11 protein-coding genes are annotated in these 17,619 nt (G+C 36.3%); 10 read left to right on the top strand and 1 reads right to left on the bottom strand.

What is annotated here, in order from left to right; genetic code table 11:
• Nucleotides 1–17 precede the first annotated feature (17 nt).
• From ACOVQ4_RS19235 to ACOVQ4_RS19265, 7 genes are all read left to right on the top strand, one after another.
• Entirely contained in the window at nt 18–1,196 is a 1,179-nt protein-coding gene (locus ACOVQ4_RS19235) for a Pycsar system effector family protein (RefSeq protein ID WP_421822229.1), read from the top strand.
• Between the two features lie 256 nt (nt 1,197–1,452).
• On the top strand, nt 1,453–2,187 hold the full coding sequence (locus ACOVQ4_RS19240) for a phosphatase PAP2 family protein (RefSeq protein WP_421822230.1): 735 nt from the start codon (nt 1,453–1,455) through the stop codon (nt 2,185–2,187).
• 29 nt (nt 2,188–2,216) lie between these two features.
• A complete protein-coding gene (locus ACOVQ4_RS19245; protein ID WP_421822231.1) occupies nt 2,217–5,816 on the top strand; it encodes a BamA/TamA family outer membrane protein in 3,600 nt (1,199 codons plus the stop codon).
• A gap of 814 nt (nt 5,817–6,630) precedes the next feature.
• A complete protein-coding gene (locus ACOVQ4_RS19250) occupies nt 6,631–8,955 on the top strand; it encodes a hypothetical protein (RefSeq protein ID WP_421822232.1) in 2,325 nt (774 codons plus the stop codon).
• A 355-nt stretch (nt 8,956–9,310) separates the two neighbouring features.
• Nucleotides 9,311–10,573: a YaiO family outer membrane beta-barrel protein gene (locus ACOVQ4_RS19255; protein WP_421822233.1), complete on the top strand. Its 1,263-nt coding sequence runs from the start codon at nt 9,311–9,313 to the stop codon at nt 10,571–10,573.
• A gap of 7 nt (nt 10,574–10,580) precedes the next feature.
• Complete coding sequence (locus ACOVQ4_RS19260) at nt 10,581–11,756, top strand: hypothetical protein (RefSeq protein WP_421822234.1); 1,176 nt, start codon at nt 10,581–10,583, stop codon at nt 11,754–11,756.
• Nucleotides 11,757–11,839: 83 nt separating this feature from the next.
• Nucleotides 11,840–12,256 (top strand): helix-turn-helix domain-containing protein, encoded by a 417-nt coding sequence (locus tag ACOVQ4_RS19265; protein WP_421822235.1) that lies wholly within the window; start codon nt 11,840–11,842, stop codon nt 12,254–12,256.
• A gap of 651 nt (nt 12,257–12,907) precedes the next feature.
• Here the strand turns inward: ACOVQ4_RS19265 and ACOVQ4_RS19270 are convergent.
• Complete coding sequence (locus ACOVQ4_RS19270; protein WP_421822236.1) at nt 12,908–14,953, bottom strand: LTA synthase family protein; 2,046 nt, start codon at nt 14,951–14,953, stop codon at nt 12,908–12,910.
• 260 nt (nt 14,954–15,213) lie between these two features.
• Between ACOVQ4_RS19270 and ACOVQ4_RS19275 the strand changes: the two genes are divergently transcribed.
• The 3 genes from ACOVQ4_RS19275 to ACOVQ4_RS19285 all read left to right on the top strand — a co-directional run bounded on the left by ACOVQ4_RS19275 (nt 15,214) and on the right by ACOVQ4_RS19285 (nt 17,590).
• Entirely contained in the window at nt 15,214–15,591 is a 378-nt protein-coding gene (locus tag ACOVQ4_RS19275) for an Hpt domain-containing protein (protein ID WP_421822237.1), read from the top strand.
• Nucleotides 15,592–16,084: 493 nt separating this feature from the next.
• Nucleotides 16,085–16,450, top strand: a complete 366-nt coding sequence (locus ACOVQ4_RS19280) for a response regulator transcription factor (RefSeq protein ID WP_421822238.1) — start codon at nt 16,085–16,087, stop codon at nt 16,448–16,450.
• A 48-nt stretch (nt 16,451–16,498) separates the two neighbouring features.
• Nucleotides 16,499–17,590: a HEAT repeat domain-containing protein gene (locus tag ACOVQ4_RS19285; RefSeq protein ID WP_421822239.1), complete on the top strand. Its 1,092-nt coding sequence runs from the start codon at nt 16,499–16,501 to the stop codon at nt 17,588–17,590.
• The last annotated feature ends 29 nt before the right edge of the window (nt 17,591–17,619 follow it).

Consider the following 17,619-nt stretch of genomic DNA (forward strand, 5'->3'; position numbering starts at 1 on the left):
GTGTTTCTATAGCTTTTATGCAACAAGACAAACTTCAACTAGTCCAAGAATACGCTCAGAATATTCTTAGGCAATTACCCCCAAAGTTTTGCTATCATAATGCGCTACATACAGAAAGCGTGGTTGAAGCAACCAAAAAAATTGCGCAAGAAGAAGGTGTAAAAGAAAAGGCACTCGAAAGCCTCTTAATGGCTGCTTGGCTACACGATATTGGTTATTCGGTTAGTTGTGATGACCATGAAACGCACAGCATGATGCTGGCCAAAGAGTTTTTGCAGTCGATAGAGTGTTCCGATAAGCAAATCGAAAAGGTATTAAGCTATATAGAAGCAACTCGTATGCCCCAAACGCCGCATTCTCACAAACAAATGATTTTGTGTGATGCAGATTTATCTCATCTCGCCTCCGAAGATTTTTTAGAAAAAACAGAGCATCTTCGTACTGAGATAAGCCTAACAGTAATGCCATTGAGCGAAAAAGACTGGCTAAAGAAGACCGTCACTTTTATGGAAGAACACCATTATTTTACAGCTTTTGGAAAAAGAGTTTTGAATCAACAAAAGCAAAAAAATATGGCATTGCTTCAAAAACGCTTAGAAGATATAAAACAAAGTAAAAAAGAAAGTAAGGAAAAGGAAAAAGAAGTAGAAAACAAAGTAAAACGCCCTGATAGAGGTATCGAAACAATGTTTAGAACGACTTCGGCAAATCATTTTCAGCTTTCAGCAATGGCCGATAACAAGGCCAATATTATGATTTCTGTCAATACCATTGTTATTTCTTTAATTGTGAGTATTTTAATCAGAAAGTTAGAAGAAAATGAATATCTCATCGTGCCTACTATCATGATTACAACCGTATGCTTAATGGCTACCGTTTTTGCAGTTTTGTCAACAATTCCAAACGTTACTAAAGGTAAGTTTTCGAAAGAAGATATAACGAATCGAAGTGCCAACCTTCTATTTTTTGGAAATTTTCATGAAATGCAATTAGAGGATTATCAAGCTGGTATGAAAGAAATGATGAATGATTCGGAGTTTTTATATTCCTCTATGACAAGGGATATTTATTTTTTGGGTAAAGTTTTAGGCCGGAAATACAAATTACTTCGAATAGCTTACAATATTTTTATGTATGGATTTGTGGCCTCTATTCTAGCTTTTGGAATAGCTGCGGTTTTACAAAAGCATTCTTAAGTAATCGATTCAACTTGAGTACTTTAGGCTGTGAGCCGTAGGCAATAGGCAAAGAGTATTAAAAATTTTTATTTAGTAACGATAGATATGTTTTGCCGAATGCCCAAAGCTGTAAGCCGATAGCCAAACTCCTACAGTCCAAGCCATGAGTAGTTTATCATAACTCATACAGCAATCGCAGTGCTTGTTATTTCCCAACTAAGTTGTTGACATAAATTCCAATGATATCAAAACTTTTTGCATAACCTTCTTTTATATGATTAGAAAATCTTTTGAGCTGGTATTCATCAGCTTTCTTTTTTTATCAAAATTTACCTTTGCTCAAAAAACTACCTCCGATAGTTCTAAACCCCTTATTACAGCCAAAGAAATAATCGCTCCAGGAATACTGATTGGCACTGGACTAGTTTTTATTAACAATAGTACCAAAGCCGAACAAAAAGAGTGGCATACAAAATACCTTATGAGTTTTAGAACGCACGCCGATGATTATCTTCAGCTTGCTCCTCAAGCAACCGCCATGGGACTTAGTGTGATTGGGATAAAGGGTAAAAACTCTTTTGTAGATAAAGGAGCTATCATAGTTTTGGGTTCGGGTATTATGTTGGGAACTGTTTTGGGTTTAAAAAAATTAACTAAAGTAAATCGCCCTGATGATTCTAGTAATGATGCGTTTCCTTCTGGTCATACGGCCAATGCTTTTTTTGGTGCTACGGTGCTCGCCACTGAGTACGGAGACCAAAGCGTATGGTACACCATTGGCGGATATACTGTAGCCACTGCTACTGGTACTTTTAGAATGTTAAATAATCGACATTGGTTGTCAGATGTACTAGTAGGAGCGGGGATTGGTATTCTCTCGGCTAAGGCTTCCTACATTATTTATCCTTGGATAAAAAAACAAATAGCCCCTAAATTGCCGTCCAATGTATCCTTTGTTCCAGTTTATAATGGCTATGCTCTTACAGGGAACTTAACTATTGGATTTTGACGTAGAACACACTGCTTGATAATTTTTATATGAAAGTCATATTTATAAGTATACTTCTCTTCCTATCTTCCTTATCACAACTTTTGGCACAGGATACTACCTCCAGAGTTGTGTATTCCTTGTTTTTGATTGGGGATGCTGGCGAGCCAGACATCCAAGGTAAAGATGCTGTTTTGAATTCGTTATCGGCCAAACTAAAACAAAAAGGTAAAAAAAGTGCGGTAGTATTTTTAGGCGATAATATTTATCCAAGGGGTTTAGTAGACCTCGAGCATCCAGACCGAAAGCAATCGGAAGAACGTTTGAGTGCTCAATTGGATATCATTAAATCTCATGTTGGGGCTGGATATATGATTCCGGGAAATCATGATTGGGAACAGGGAGGCAAAAATGGTTGGGCAGAAATTATAGCCCAAGAAAAATTTGTTACTGACTACCTACAAAATCCATCGGTATTTTTCCCCAAAGGAGGGTGTCCAACGCCTCAGGAAGTGGCACTAACCGATAGCGTAACCTTAGTATTACTAGATACACAATGGTATCTTCATCCTTGGAAAAAACCAGATGAAAATTCTGATTGTGAAGTAAAAACACTCACGGGTTTGCTTACCTCACTGGATGATATTCTTTATCGTAATCGTCACAAAAAAGTGGTAGTTACTGGGCATCATCCTATGTACTCTCATAGTTTGCATGGAGGTTATTATCCGTTCAAGTCTCATATTTTACCTTTTAGTGAGTTAGGAATCAATATTCCTTTGCCTATTTTAGGGTCGATATACCCGCTCTATCGTTCTTGGATTGGAAACATCCAAGATATCCCCAATCCTGTATACCAAGAGATGCGCAATGGTATGGTAAAAATCATGGCACAATATCCTAATGTATTATACGCCAACGGACATGAGCATACCCTTCAACTTATCGAAAAGGACTCTTTATATTACATCACCTCTGGTGCTGGCTCAAAAACGACTCCTGTAAAGAAGGGTGCAGATTCCTATTTCGCAGCTTCCAAGAAGGGTTTTGCTCAACTCGATTGGTTAGCAGATGGGCAAACAAAGATTTATTTTTGGGACGAAAATGGTAAGTTACTTTATGAAAAAAATTTAACATTTAAGAAAAAACCTTTTCAAGAATTAGTCGTAAAACCCAATCAGCAAACGATTCCTAATCCTAAATTTAAAGCCAACAAATTTAAAGAATGGCTTCTTGGAAAAAATTATAGAAGTATTTGGACCAGACCTGTTCAGGCTCCAATGATAGATTTGTCTTCTGAAAAGGGTGGACTAAAAGTAATTCAAAGAGGTGGCGGACAGCAAACCCTATCGTTAAGATATGAAGGCAAAGACCAAAATCAGTATGTAACTCGCTCGGTAGAAAAATATCCAGAAAGTGCTGTACCTGAAGCCATTAGAAGCAAATTTACTGTTGATATCGTAGGAGATCAAATATCTGCTTCGCATCCGTTTGCGGCGCTTACCATTCCATCGCTGGCAGAGGCCGCAAGGGTTTTACATACAAACCCTCGCCTAGTTCGACTCCCCAATGACACCATTTTGGGGCCTTACCAAAGGCTTTTCGCGGGGCAACTAGCACTATTTGAAGAACGACCAGACGAAGGGTTTGCAGGAGCCAAAAAAACCTATTCGACCCTAAAACTTTTTGAAAAACTAGAGCAAGACAACAAAAATGTGGTCGACCAAAAAGCAATGCTCCGAGCAAGATTATTGGATATGCTTATTGGAGATTGGGACCGCCACGATGACCAATGGCGTTGGGCGGCCTATGATGAAGGCAAACAAACCGTTTTTAGGGCAATTCCACGCGACCGCGACCAAGCTTTTTTTGTAAGCCAAGGCATATTACCCCGAATCGTTTCTCGCAAGTGGATTCTTCCCAAAGTGCAAGGTTTTGACTATAAGATAAGAGATATCAACACTTTCAACTTCAACGCAAGATATGTAGATAGGGCTTTTTTAACTGAACTTTCTTTAAAAGATTGGGAAAACGCCGTGGCCGAACTACAGCACAATATTTCAGACTCTTTGATTGACCTTTCTGTCAAAAAGCTTCCTGACAATGATCCTTTTGCCCCAGAAATTGCAGCAAAACTTAAACAGCGCAAAAAGGACTTGTTAGCCTACGCCTCTGAATATTATCGGTTTTTGGCAAAAGAAGTAGATATTGTGGCCTCTGATAAAGACGAGATTGTTTCGATAAAACGCCTCCAAGATGGCAATACATTTGTCCAAGTATTTGATCAAACCAAAAAAGGAAAACAAGGAAGTTTATTGTATCAACGTACCTTCGAGCCTCAAGATACTAAAGAAATACGAATATGGGGAATGGACGGCGAGGATGTATTTCACGTCGAGGGAATTGCCCATAAAGGTATCAAAGTTCGTTTGATAGGTGGCAAAGGAAAAGATACTTTTATCGATAGTTCATCAGTAGAAAAAGGAGGACGCAAAACCATTATTTACGACAAAAAGAAGAATACCGTTATCGAGGGCAGTGCCGAAACCGTAAATAATACCACCGAAGGAGATAAACATATCAATGACCTCGACAGATTTGCCTTTGTTTATGATCGATTGGCTCCCTTGGGCTCCTTGGCCTACAACCCCGACGATGGTGTTTTTATTGGAGGGGGTATACAGTACACTCAGCAAGGATTTAGGAAATCACCCTTTCGCTTTCAACATAGTCTATCTGGTAATTATGCATTTTCAACAAATGCATTCAATCTATATTATCTAGGAAAGGCAGTAGATATTTTTGGTAAAACAGATTTAGAAATAAAAATAAACTTACAACAAGAAGGGTTGACGGATAACTTTTTTGGGTTGAGCAACGAATCAAAATATATTCAGTCAAGAGGAATAGAGTATTACCGCGTAAAGTTGAGTAATCTCGAAAACTCTATCCTCTTAAGTAATAACTACGGGCCACTCAAGCTATATTATGGTTTTGTATTTAATGGTTATGACGTCAAAGAAAATGCTAGACGTTTTATCGCAGAATATGCACCTAAAGGCTCTGAACTATATGAAGAACAGGATTTTTACGGAATCAGAGCAGGCTTTACCGTAGATACTCGTAATAACCCAGTCATGACCACTAGAGGTTTGAAATGGAATAGCGAACTTACTTTTCAAAAGGCTTTTGAACACAACTATAAAGATGACTATTTCAATTTAAAAACTGATTTGGCGTTTTACCATACTTTCAAGTTACCAGCAGTATTATCCTTTGCCACCCGCGTAGGAGGGGGTATCAACTTGCTAGATTATGAGTTTTATCAAGCTAATACACTCGGAGGTTTATCCAATTTGAGAGGTTACCGTCGTTCTCGCTTTTCGGGTAAAAGTTCTTTTTATCACAATTTGGAGGCTCGCCTCAAGCTACTTTCATTCAAATCATACCTTTTCCCTGCCCAATTTGGTATTTTAGCATTCAACGACTTAGGCCGTGTTTGGAATCCAAACGAAAACTCGCAAAAATGGCATCATGGATACGGCGGTGGTGTGTGGCTTTCACCCTTTCAAATGGCTGTACTAACACTCACCTATGGACGGTCTTCTGAGGATGAAGTGATTAGTTTTAAGCTTGGTTTTTTCTTTTAAAAATATTTTTTATAACGTTTCTAAGAACTTAACAAAAATTAAACTTTTTGAGACTTTACCTCTGTTTCTTAATTACAAACTCTCAATGGTAAGTAAAAGGAAAGATTAAATTAATAGTATATCAGTTATAGGAGTGCACTTATAAGCAAAAGGATACTGCCAAAATGTGCTAGATATACAATTAACTCGATTTGTTTACCTTTGGCACAAGCAAAAACATATCTGTTGTTACTAAAAAACAATTTAACACGCTTTGCTTTACGCCTGTTGCCTAAAACACAAAACTTAAATCTAACATTGCCTAATTACAAGTATAAGATATTGATAAAAAAAACTTTACACTCATCATTTATAACTCGTAATCAGGACTGTTCAAAGGATTAAGTTTTGTTTTTAAAATAAAATTGCAGTAATGGCAACCCTTGTGGTTGCACAACTCAACCTAGCAAACGCAAAGGTTGCCATTACTGCAAAAATGCTCAGGAAATGAATATTTCCGAACAACATGAAATCCATCGTACAGTACTATCTCGTGATTCAGTATTCATAGATAGTAAAATACGGTAGATGCCAATCTCTACACCAACTACCATTTTATGTAGAAATTGAACTCCAATAGGACGCCAACATACAAATTAAGATAAAATTACCAACAATCGAAGTTTATAATTCAAGGACTTACATGTAATTTCTGTAGCCATAAAGCACTGATTACTTTTGAGTTATCTCAAAAATCTTTCTTGTGATTTTGTCGAGTAGTGTGTGGAAGTATAATTTAATCGCAGTAAGGAATGCCTAAAAGGCAATAATCAAAATGAATAGGATAGTATCAGAATGTGACTTCCAAACAGTCCAATCGCCCGTCTCAACCATACTTTCTTTCCGTCCGTTTATACGCTTGGTGAAGGAATACGCAGCATCTTCTGAGGGTATTCTCAAAAGAATATACCAAGAAGTACTTACCCAACTTGAACAGTATCCTGAGCTTCAGGAACCTATCAATGACCCACAAATTTTAGCAAAGTATCCCGAAGTTTTGGATTTACTCAAAACGGTTATTTTTCCATTGTTATCGGATGATGAAAATCATCTGTTTGCCTTAAGTTATCCATTCAATATTCGCTTTTTTTATTATTCCGAAGCCTTCGAAGATACTTTCATCGATAAGGCTACAGGAAAAATATTAGGTGATAAAAACGAAAATACTAAAAGAGTAGAATCAACCAAGTTACATCATGCTTACAAATGGATTTTAGGCAAATATTATGGGATTTCTATCAATATCGAGGAAGAGGTTGCCTATTCTTTTTTTAATAAAAACACAGGATTACAAACACACTATCTTATCAAGCCTGATAAGCGATTCTTGGATGTAAATTATATTAGTGAAAAGCCTTTACCAAAACTAGAATGCGGAATGATTTGTGATGGGCGAAACGAAATCACTGATATAGAACTACTGATGGAAATGTTGCCCCTAGAGTTATTTGAGTTTGAAGGATTTGGCCTCATTACCGTGAAGGATGTTACCGCTGAGACTTGTTTGCACGATATGAAAAATATTGTGCTTAAAATGCCTTCTGAAAAAGAGGAAGTCAGCTATAATGCCCTTATCGAAACCATTACGGTTTTATTAGGAACGGCAAACATACGGGTAAATTTAATTCCGTATTTAAGAGTAAATGATACTTATGTCAACACTAACGAATACCACCGTACCTCATTATTTATAACTCCTCCTACTAACAGCGTATATTATCAAGCATTCCAAGAAGAATATGAGAAATTTTTACAATATCCACATGTAGTTTTTATTCCTAACTTGATCAACGAAGACACCAGTATTGCAGGCTATTTGATGGAACAGGGATTCAAAAGCTACCTCATGTATCCTATCCAAAGTCAGGGACTAATGCTTGGGGTTCTCGAAATAGCCTCGCCAATTACAGGGGAGCTAACGATGGATTCTTTACAAAAAATCAATAGTGTATTACCTATTTTGGAGCAGGCATTGGATTATCACATCAAAAGTTTCGATGACCGAATCGAGCGTTTGATTAAACAAAAATTCACCTCATTACAACCCTCTGTCGAATGGAAGTTTAATGAAGTAGCTTGGGAGTATCTGAAAAACAGAAATACCTCCAACCTCCCAATGGGCAACGTGGTATTCGAAAAAGTATACCCACTTTATGGTGCAGTAGATATTCGAAATTCATCGATAGAAAGAAATAAAGCGCTTCAACAAGATTTCTTAGAACAATTGTATCTTATTCGTGATACATTAGACGTTCTTAGAGGCGAATATACCTTGCCTCTGTTGGATGAGTTGTATTTCAAAAATGAAGGATATATTGACAAAATAGGAGAGGAGATACTTCCCGATGAGGAAATGAATATCAATTATTATTTTGAAGAAGAAATACAACCGATATTTAGGCACCTACAAGGAAATAGTGGAAAATCGAGCGAAGTAATTAATCAATATTTTGCAAAAACAGAGCCTTTTTTTCATCATATATTCACTCATAGAAATGCCTTTGAAGAAAGTCTAACTAGAATTAATAATACCATTAGTAATTTTTTGGAAGAAGAAAGAGAAATTTTGCAGGAGGCCTATCCAAATTATTTTGAAAAATACAAAACCGACGGAGTGGAATACAATATCTACATCGGACAAAGTATAGCACCTCAAAAGCCATTCAACCCGCTATATCTTAAAAATTTAAGGTTATGGCAATTGATTTCTATGGCCAAAATTGTAAAAATGACAGAGGATTTGGTTCCGCAATTGCCTGTGCCTTTGCATACCACGCAGTTGATTTTGATTCATAGCAATCCTATTGATATTAGTTTTAGAAAAGACGAAAGAAGATTCGATACAGAGGGAGCATACAATTTGCGCTACGAAATTATGAAAAAACGTATTGATAAAGCGCTTATTAAAGACACAGGTGAACGTTTGACCCAACCTCGAAAAATCGCCATGGTGTACGCAAACCATAAAGATGCCGAAGAGTATCTTAGTTATATTACTTACCTCCAAAGTAAGAATATACTTTCTGGAAAAGTCGAACATCTCGAATTAGAAGAAATGCAGGGAGTCTATGGACTGAAGGCTTTGAGAGTCGAAGTGTAGATAAGATTTGGGCAATCGATTTGATATTTTCAAGAAAGCCCTTAAATTTATTTTACCGAACGGAAAAAAATAATGATAATAGCATAAAATTTGCTAGAGTACATAAAGGCTTCAAGTTGAATCCCATCCTAACAAGGTGTTAGGATGGGATTCAGCACTAAGGAATTATTGAAAAAGGCATTAGATAGTCTTTGATAAATCAACTTATTACCTTCAAGTGTTTGGCCGTAGGCACAAGGCAATGAGTGTTAAATTTTTTTTTAGTAACGTAAGATAAGTTTTTGCCGAAAACCAAAGGCTCAAAAATTTAAGTTTATTTTGCGTACTAACTTACCCAATTTCCCAAAAAACTCTTATGAAATTACTCTTCAGGTTTTATTACTTATTGCTTTTCTTGGTAAGCCTTCACTTTCAAGGTTTTTCTCAAACTGCTGTAGTCGACTCCGACGAGCTTTTCAAGATGGCGCGCAATGCGGCATTTGAACAAAAAAACTACCCTTTAGCAATATCCTATTGTCATCAAGCCCTTCAGAGAAGCCCAGATTATGAAGACATCCGTGTGTTTTTGGGAAGAATATATATTTGGACAGACAAAACAGACAGTGCAAGGACTGAGATTGGTAAAGTACTAAAACTAAATCCCAAAAATAAGGAAGCTCTTAGTTCAATGATTGATTTGGAGTACTGGAATGACCATCCTCAAGATGCTCTTTCCTACTGCGACACCGCCCTAGGATTTTATCCTGACGATACCGAAATCCTTATCAAAAAGGCCAAAGTCCTCAAAGATCTTAAAAGGTTTGACGACGCCCTTGCAATTGTTAATCTCATCATCAAACGTGACCCTCGGAATACTGATGCTCGTACTCTAGCCGCTCGTTTACAGGATAACGCTCGACAGCTTTTTGCTACCATTTCATACGATTTTTTCTATTTTGACAAAAACTATAACTCATCTCTTCATGACCAACCGTGGCATCTCACCAGTTTGTCGTTGAGTACTGGTACAAAATTGGGGACTTTGATTGGCCGAGTTACCCATGCCAAACGATTTGGAGATGATGGTGTCCAGTTCGAGGTAGATGCTTATCCTCGTATTAGCAAGACCTTTTATAGCTATGTAAACATTGGATACTCGCCAAATCTACCTATTTTCCCAACCTTCCGAAGTGGTGTTTCTTTGTATGCCAACTTACCTAAAAGTTTTGAGGGAGAAATAGGATACCGCTATTTAAAGTTTTCAGACGAAACATGGATTTATACAGGTTCTTTGGGCAAATATATCGGTAACTATTGGTTCAACCTACGGGCTTTTATAGTTCCTGGCAATAGCGATATTTCGCAAAGCTATACTTTTACAACACGTTATTATTTTGGTGGCTCTTTCGATTTTCTTTCACTCGGCGTAGGTTCTGGTATCTCTCCCGATGAAAGTCGAAATGTCTTGTTAGAGGATGGCAGAAAGCTCAATACTTATAAAATTAATCTAGGTTATAGTAAAGTTTTCAAAGAAAAAACAACCATTAGCTTAACCGCCTCATGGTTTAATGAGGACTTGAGCCAAAGAACTAATGGTAATCAATATGACCTAGGCATTAGCATTCGTCGAAAGCTTTAAAAACAATATGAAGAAATTTTCTTGGATTAAATTAGTAGTAATTGTTATTATAACGGCTCCTATTTGGATGTGGTTGGCTTGGTGTTTTACACCAAAACGAAAAATGGTCGTAGCAACAGTCGATAAGACTGTCTTGACAGCTGATGGTCAAGAACATATCTCTCTGATATGGATGCTCAAACATAAAAGATTTACCAAAACGAGCACTAAATTGTATCAGATTAGCGACTACTTTGGATTCTTTCCAAAGGATGACCAAAAATATTTGGTAAAAGGGCTCGAACGATTTTCAAGCTCTCAGCTCGAACAGCTAAGCAACGATGCCGATATGGCATTTTTTACAGATACCTATGGTATCTATAGGCAAGAATGGTTTGCAGGAAAAAGCCAAACCGAACGCTCAGGAATACTGTATGGTGGAATGTCGGAGCAAGATTTGATTTTACTTAAGAATCTCAAGCATCAGAAAAAGCTAATAATGATGGAATTCAATGATATCAATTCGCCAACTGCACCCAATGTAAGAGAAGAGTTTGAACGAGAATTTGGAGTCCAGTGGACAGGCTGGATTGGTCGATATTTTGATTCATTAGATACCACCGTGAATGTAGAATTGCCCAAGTGGCTTGTGCGAAACTACATTAGACAAAGAGGTGCTTGGCCCTTTAAAAAGTCTGGAATAGCTTTCGTTTCGGAGAAGGACCAAGTTGTTGTATTAGAAAATGAGACGCATCTCGACACCGAAGTACCTTTTATGGTAAGTAACACACAAGGGCAGGAGGAGTATGGTCTACCCGAAAGAATAAAATACCCTTACTGGTTTGATATTTTACGGTACAATCCAAAAATCAATCAAGTGCTTTCAAATCATGAAATTTATGCCAACACCAAAGGACAAAAAGAACTCCGCGCTGCTGGAATTCCGAGTAGATTTCCAGCGGTAATAATACACAAAGGTGAAGATTATCAATTCAGTTATTTTGCGGGCGACTTCAGTGATAACCCAATTGGCATGTTTTCGACGTACTTCAAATGGATAGAATATATTGCGCCATGGTTTGTGCATGATGAAGCCGTATCCGAACGCAATGATTTCTTTTGGGAGGTATATAGCCCGCTTACAGGAAAGATTTTAGAGGATTACTATAAAGAAAAGGTGCTTACCAAGCCCCGAATTAGGTAACGGTTTGGAAATCTAGCAAAAAATGAGTAAAGTTATCTTTTAAAAAAAAGGTGTACCTAAATCACGCTAGATTTACGAGCAAAATGCAAAAAAGAGAAGCACTTAAACTTTCTGAATCGGAAAAAAAACTATTACAAGAAACTTCGATGTATCATCCGAAGCCTGAGGTGCGTATGCGTTGTCTAGGGCTTTTGTTAAATGATTTTGGTATGAACCAAAAAAATGTAGCAAAGTTCTTGAATATTAGTGAAAATACTTTTGTCAATTGGAAAAAAGCATGGTTATCTGATGGTCTCAATGGATTACTCAGAAAAGAAGGTCAGGGGCGCAAGCAAATCATTTCATTGGAAAACCCTCAGCATTTAGCGCTAATCGATAATGCTCTTAAAAATGATGTTGTAAACTTGAAGGAATTACAAAATACCATTATGCAAGAATTGGACATTGCAGTGAGCATTGATACTGTAAAGCGCTTAATCAAACAAAGAGGCTTGAAGTAAAATATGTTTTTCTGATTTTCACATTTCCCAAGTTTGACGGAAAAGTGAGCTATTAAAAATGGTATTTGGTTGTAAATACGCAGAGAATTTCGTTTGAACTAGGACGAACTTTGAGCATGGATATCAAAAAAGCGGTCGAGAAACTTTTCGACCGCTTTTTTGATGAAGTAGATAGGGGATAATTCGAGTTTCAATAAGTAATCGAGCAGAATAAGATTTAATTTTTGTGTTTTAGGCATAAGGCAACAGGCACAAGGCACAAAGTGTTCAAATGTTTTTTATTGCCTACAACCATGCTTTTTTCCAAAACCCACCGCCGAAAGCCGATACCTGAAAACCCTAAGCATAATCTTAAATTTTATTTTGCCCATTAACTTAAGTAATCGAGCAGAATTAGATTTAATTGGTGTGTTTAGGCACAAGGCAAGAGTGTTAAATTGTTTGTTTGTAACAATAGATATATTTCTTGCCAAATGCTCAAAGCCGAAAGCCCTAAGCTCATTAAGTACTTGGCTTTAGGTTGTAAGTCGTAGTTCTTTGGCAAAAGGTCTTTATAATTTTATTAAAACGCCTTTTTACTTTAGCTTAGGGCTTAATGCCTATAGCCTAAAAAATTCAATTTAATTTTGTGTGCTAACTTCATTTGGCTAATTATTTCAACCGAACAGAGTCTGGCATGAGTTTAAGGCCCTGCAGAATCTTCTCATTTTTCTGCTTAAATATCTCAAAGTTTGCCTTCACGGCAGATTGTGCTTCTTTTTCCGAACTTAAGACCATCGACATGTTGGGTCCAAGTTGATAGAGGTCAGTTCCGTTCAAAATGTAATCTCCATGAATATAGTCTATCATCTGTGCCTTGGTCATCATCAATGGATAGGAATGTATATTTCTAAACTGTCGGACCGTATCAATACCTGTACCTATCCAGTTTGTGACTCTTGGCTTGGCAATACCATAATTCTTGTTCAGAAAAGCCGCAAATGATGGGGCTATATCAAAATGAGTTGAAATAGACTCAAAAGTAGTTGGGCGTTTCAGCAAAGGCGAATAAATGATTAATGGCACATGATAGCGGTCAATTTTGGTAGCCATTGGTATTTCGGGCATACGGTGGTCGCCTGTGATAATAAAGATAGTATTAGCAAAATCTTTTCTTTTCTTGTATGTTTCAAAAAATTCACGAATAGCTTCATCTGTGTAAATGACGGTCGAAAGCATTTTCGAATAATCTTTGGCATTTTTCTTTTGAGCTTCGGACATTCTAGCTTTGGCACTCTGACTATATTGAAATAATTTTTGAATATAATCGCTTTGATTATTTACTAAGAATGGACTGTGTGTCGAAACTGTTAAAATGACTTGTAATTTTGGTTTACCATTCGACTCAGGATTTACATCAAAATAACGTTTAAACAAGCTTTTGTCGTCATAGCCCCAAGTAAATGTACCGTTTTTAGGCAATTTTGTGTAGCCACTCCCTGCAAAAGTTGGTTCATCGTTTACATTATCGATGCCAGATTTTTCTAGGAATAACTTCATATTATCAAATTTGCTATCGCCACCATAGTAAAAGGCCGTTTGATACCCCCCACGTTTCATGATTCCTATCAAAGAATTATTGATGGGCATATTGTTTCCCATGTCGTTGAACCCACTTTTGCCAAAAGGCAGAGAGCCTAGAATCGATGGCAAAACAGCAAATGTACGACCACCCTCGCTAAGAAAGTTTTTCCAATAAAGGCTTTTTTGAGATAATGAATCTATAAATGGCGTATAATTACCAAGATATGCCCCCTCACCCGTAAAGGCTCGCCCAAGCCCCTCTACCAATAAAAATACAATATTGGGCTTCTGCGGCGATTGCCTAAAAAAGTTACCTAGGACATCCTGTGTAGAATCTATTCTTAAAAAAGGATAGCTATTTTCTGCTAAATAATCTACCTTCAAAATTTCGCTCTGTCCTGCAAGTAATGCACCACCAATTCCCAAATAGCTATCTGCATAAATATCTGTTTCGGTATCTGTTGACATAAAGTTGTCATACGTAGCATTGGCAAAGTAAAGAGACTTATTGTAGGTCAAATAGTTATCAAATTCATTTTTAAACTGATAAGTCGGAATCTGTATTTCTATATCAAAATAATATACCCCAAACGACACAATCCATACAATTAATAAAACAAGGGTATTCTGGAATACCGACTTTTTCAGAAGAACCCTAAACAAAACAAATTGCAGCAATAGCACGCCTACCATCACCAAGATACCCAAAACAGGCACACCAGCAGCCCCAACTGTTTGTTTGATGTCATCTAGCGAGTAACTGTAAAGGTCTGCCCCAAGCGGAACAAGCGCAGTCATAAAGTATTGCATAAGAGATAGTTGCAATACCGTCAAAAATGCTAGCGAAACCCAAATAACAATTTTGGCAAGCTTTGCTGAAATTAATAATAAGGCCTGATGCAATAGTCCTAAAAAAACAATCGTTTTAGCGAAATAAATAAAGTCAAATAAACTCTCGCAATAGGCTATAAAAATGAGTGAATCTTCAATATTTTGAGTTTCAGCACCATAAATTAATTCAATGATACTAATAAAAAATATCGTAAGCAACCACCCCAAAGCAAGATTTCCAAATTGGATAAGGCCAGCTTTTTGTTGGTCTAATATTGTACTATTTGTTGTCGGTTCACTCATATTTTTAATGATTCTTTTCAATGACAGTGGATTTTGTAATTGCTCCACAAATAAAATACCGAAAATCTAAAATTTCGTATTTGGAATGATTTTTGCGTTAATAATTTTAATTCTTCGTTGATTAAGCTAGTCAAATATAGGTTTTTTGTTTTTCTTTGTAAAACAGCTACCGACTATTTTAAATTCGGACAAATAAAAAGTAACGCTCCGCCAGCTTTAGCGTGTAACTTTTATAACTGATTTTTACCTAACAATTTAATATGACAAGTTTAGAGTCTTATCCATTTCATCCTAGTTTCGACAAAGAGTATATCGAAGAACTATTTGATAATGAGGCTTCATATTTTCTTGAGATTATGGATTTTTTTTTTGAAAATATCCCTACAGAATTATCAGAACTACGTGCTGCCTTTACGTCCAATGACTCTTTTGCTTTTGCAAAAAAATTACATAAAATGAGCTCAATGTTCGGATGTATTGGTCAAATAGAATTCAGTACAAAATGTAAGGAAGTAGAAAGGGCTTTCGAAGACAAACAAATATTCATCGTACCGAAAGAACAAATGATTGAAGAGCTAGAGGAATTATTGCTGCACATAAAGCACGACTTTGAGCAAATAAAGCTGCTATCTGTATAAAAATGTAATTTTGTGGCCCAAATGGTTGTCATTTTATTTTCACTAATAATCCAAGGTTATGGAGAGCATGGCTGTCAAATACCTTTGAATAGGTAACACGAAGTTGTGAGTCAATAGTATATCAGTTATCCAAATGCCCTCATAATCGGTAGAAGACTATCAAAGTTTAGTATAGATAACTTACATATTTACTTTTACTTAAAAGGAATTTAAAGAACCAGTTGGGCTATTTTTAGGACTAAAGCTCAAATACTTTCATAAATAAATTATGTCGTACAGTTTTTGGAAAAAAAACGATTGTACGGTTATTAATAAAAGAAATTTTAACATTAGATTCACAATTCTAATTAATACTAGTTGAGTAAAAGGAAAGATAAAATAATATATCTGTAAAACACTTTGAAGTTATCCTGCTAATCCTGAGTGTATTCCAAAAACTGATATATTATCAACAATAACTTCTTTTACTAATCGACCCAATTTTTAGGATATTATGAAAATACTTATTGCCGAGGATGAAGCTCTCTTATTGAAATTGCTAGTAGATAAATTTAAAAGGGAAAACTACGAAGTCACAGGTTGTCAAAACGGTTTAGAAGCAATCGATTTATTTGATCAGATACAACCTGATATTGTAATCACAGATTTGCAAATGCCATTTTCGGGTGGATATGAGCTGATATTTCATATTCGCAAAACCCGTTCAGCACATACGCCAATTATTGTACTTTCTAGCACCAATGTGGAAGACAAAATTGTATCTTCTCTCGAACTAGGCGCAAATGATTTTGTAGAAAAACCCTTTCGATTCAACGAACTAATTATTCGAGTTAAAAGATTATTGGAAACAACAGTTTAGCAAATTGTTGTCGACCTTATTGTTTTATTGCCGTTTCTCTCAAAATTTATGTCAAACATACCTCTTCATATCCAAAGATTGATATTTTTCATTCTATGCATAGCGGCTATCCTTTTGGTAGTGGACGTGGTAATTATGTTTAGGATATTGAGAGAAAAAATCATTGCTAAGAATAGTGCTAAACGAAGAGCCGAAATAAGGGAAATCATCCAACAATATATTACGGCTTGGCTAATGGAGGAAGATTTGAACATTCATGAATTCATGAACCAAGAAATGCCTAATTACTTTTCGGATATACAATTAAAGTTTAAAATTTTCAGAGATATTCTGTACGAAGAAATCTTTAATGCTAATAAAGTACTACTCGGCGACGACCAGCGTAAAATCAAAGAATTGTATACATTTTTTGGCTTTGAGCAAAAAGTAAAAAAAGAATTCTTTCGCTACAAATGGTATAAGTTGGTCAATGCTACAAATGACCTTTTGGCGATTAAGGCTCTTGAAAACTCAACCATGTTTTCTGAACTATTAACCCACGAAAATCAATTTGTCAGACTCGTTGCCATCAAAGCGGAGATTTCTATGGGAGGCGATCAGGTAGAAATTCTATCCGAAATCAACTTCCCGCTTTCTGATTGGGAAATATACGAAATCATTAGTTTTTTGAAAAGAAGCCAATTCAAACATATTCCTAATCTCAGTAAACTCATAAATCATGAATCTGTTACTCTCAAAATACTCGGCCTCAAATTAGCCAATATTTTTCAAGAACTCGATTTGGAAATGAACCCTTACGAATTTATTGTTCATCCAAATCATAAAGTAAGAGCTTCTGTGGTAGAATATTTGGCAGAATGTGGCAGTAGTGAGTATCTCAATGAGCTAAAACGTAGATTTGCAGCAGAAGAAGAAATCGTAAAAATAGCGATTCTCAAATATATTTCGTTGCATGGCACAGATGATGATGTTCCCTTTATTTTTAATAGATTAAAAGATGCCTTTCCTGCAATTAGAGTGAAAGCAGCCGAAACACTGCAAAACATGAATTCAAATAGTGTTTCATTCTTGTCTTATTTAGAATCAAACGGTGATAAATCAGACCAACGTTTGGCAATTCATGTATTAAACAAATTTTAGACGGATGCTAACATACTTTTCTTACTTTA

The sequence above is a fragment of the Flectobacillus sp. genome (genome assembly GCF_049240685.1).
Taxonomy (GTDB): Bacteria; Bacteroidota; Bacteroidia; order Cytophagales; family Spirosomataceae; genus Flectobacillus.

What these genes read in the sequence shown, in the direction of transcription:
- ACOVQ4_RS19235 (WP_421822229.1), top strand. Translation starts at nt 18, where the DNA reads ATGCAACAAGACAAACTTCAACTAGTCCAAGAATACGCTCAGAATATT.
- ACOVQ4_RS19240 (WP_421822230.1), top strand. Translation starts at nt 1,453, where the DNA reads ATGATTAGAAAATCTTTTGAGCTGGTATTCATCAGCTTTCTTTTTTTA.
- ACOVQ4_RS19245 (WP_421822231.1), top strand. Translation starts at nt 2,217, where the DNA reads ATGAAAGTCATATTTATAAGTATACTTCTCTTCCTATCTTCCTTATCA.
- ACOVQ4_RS19250 (WP_421822232.1), top strand. Translation starts at nt 6,631, where the DNA reads ATGAATAGGATAGTATCAGAATGTGACTTCCAAACAGTCCAATCGCCC.
- ACOVQ4_RS19255 (WP_421822233.1), top strand. Translation starts at nt 9,311, where the DNA reads ATGAAATTACTCTTCAGGTTTTATTACTTATTGCTTTTCTTGGTAAGC.
- ACOVQ4_RS19260 (WP_421822234.1), top strand. Translation starts at nt 10,581, where the DNA reads ATGAAGAAATTTTCTTGGATTAAATTAGTAGTAATTGTTATTATAACG.
- ACOVQ4_RS19265 (WP_421822235.1), top strand. Translation starts at nt 11,840, where the DNA reads ATGCAAAAAAGAGAAGCACTTAAACTTTCTGAATCGGAAAAAAAACTA.
- ACOVQ4_RS19270 (WP_421822236.1), bottom strand. Translation starts at nt 14,953, where the DNA reads ATGAGTGAACCGACAACAAATAGTACAATATTAGACCAACAAAAAGCT.
- ACOVQ4_RS19275 (WP_421822237.1), top strand. Translation starts at nt 15,214, where the DNA reads ATGACAAGTTTAGAGTCTTATCCATTTCATCCTAGTTTCGACAAAGAG.
- ACOVQ4_RS19280 (WP_421822238.1), top strand. Translation starts at nt 16,085, where the DNA reads ATGAAAATACTTATTGCCGAGGATGAAGCTCTCTTATTGAAATTGCTA.
- ACOVQ4_RS19285 (WP_421822239.1), top strand. Translation starts at nt 16,499, where the DNA reads ATGTCAAACATACCTCTTCATATCCAAAGATTGATATTTTTCATTCTA.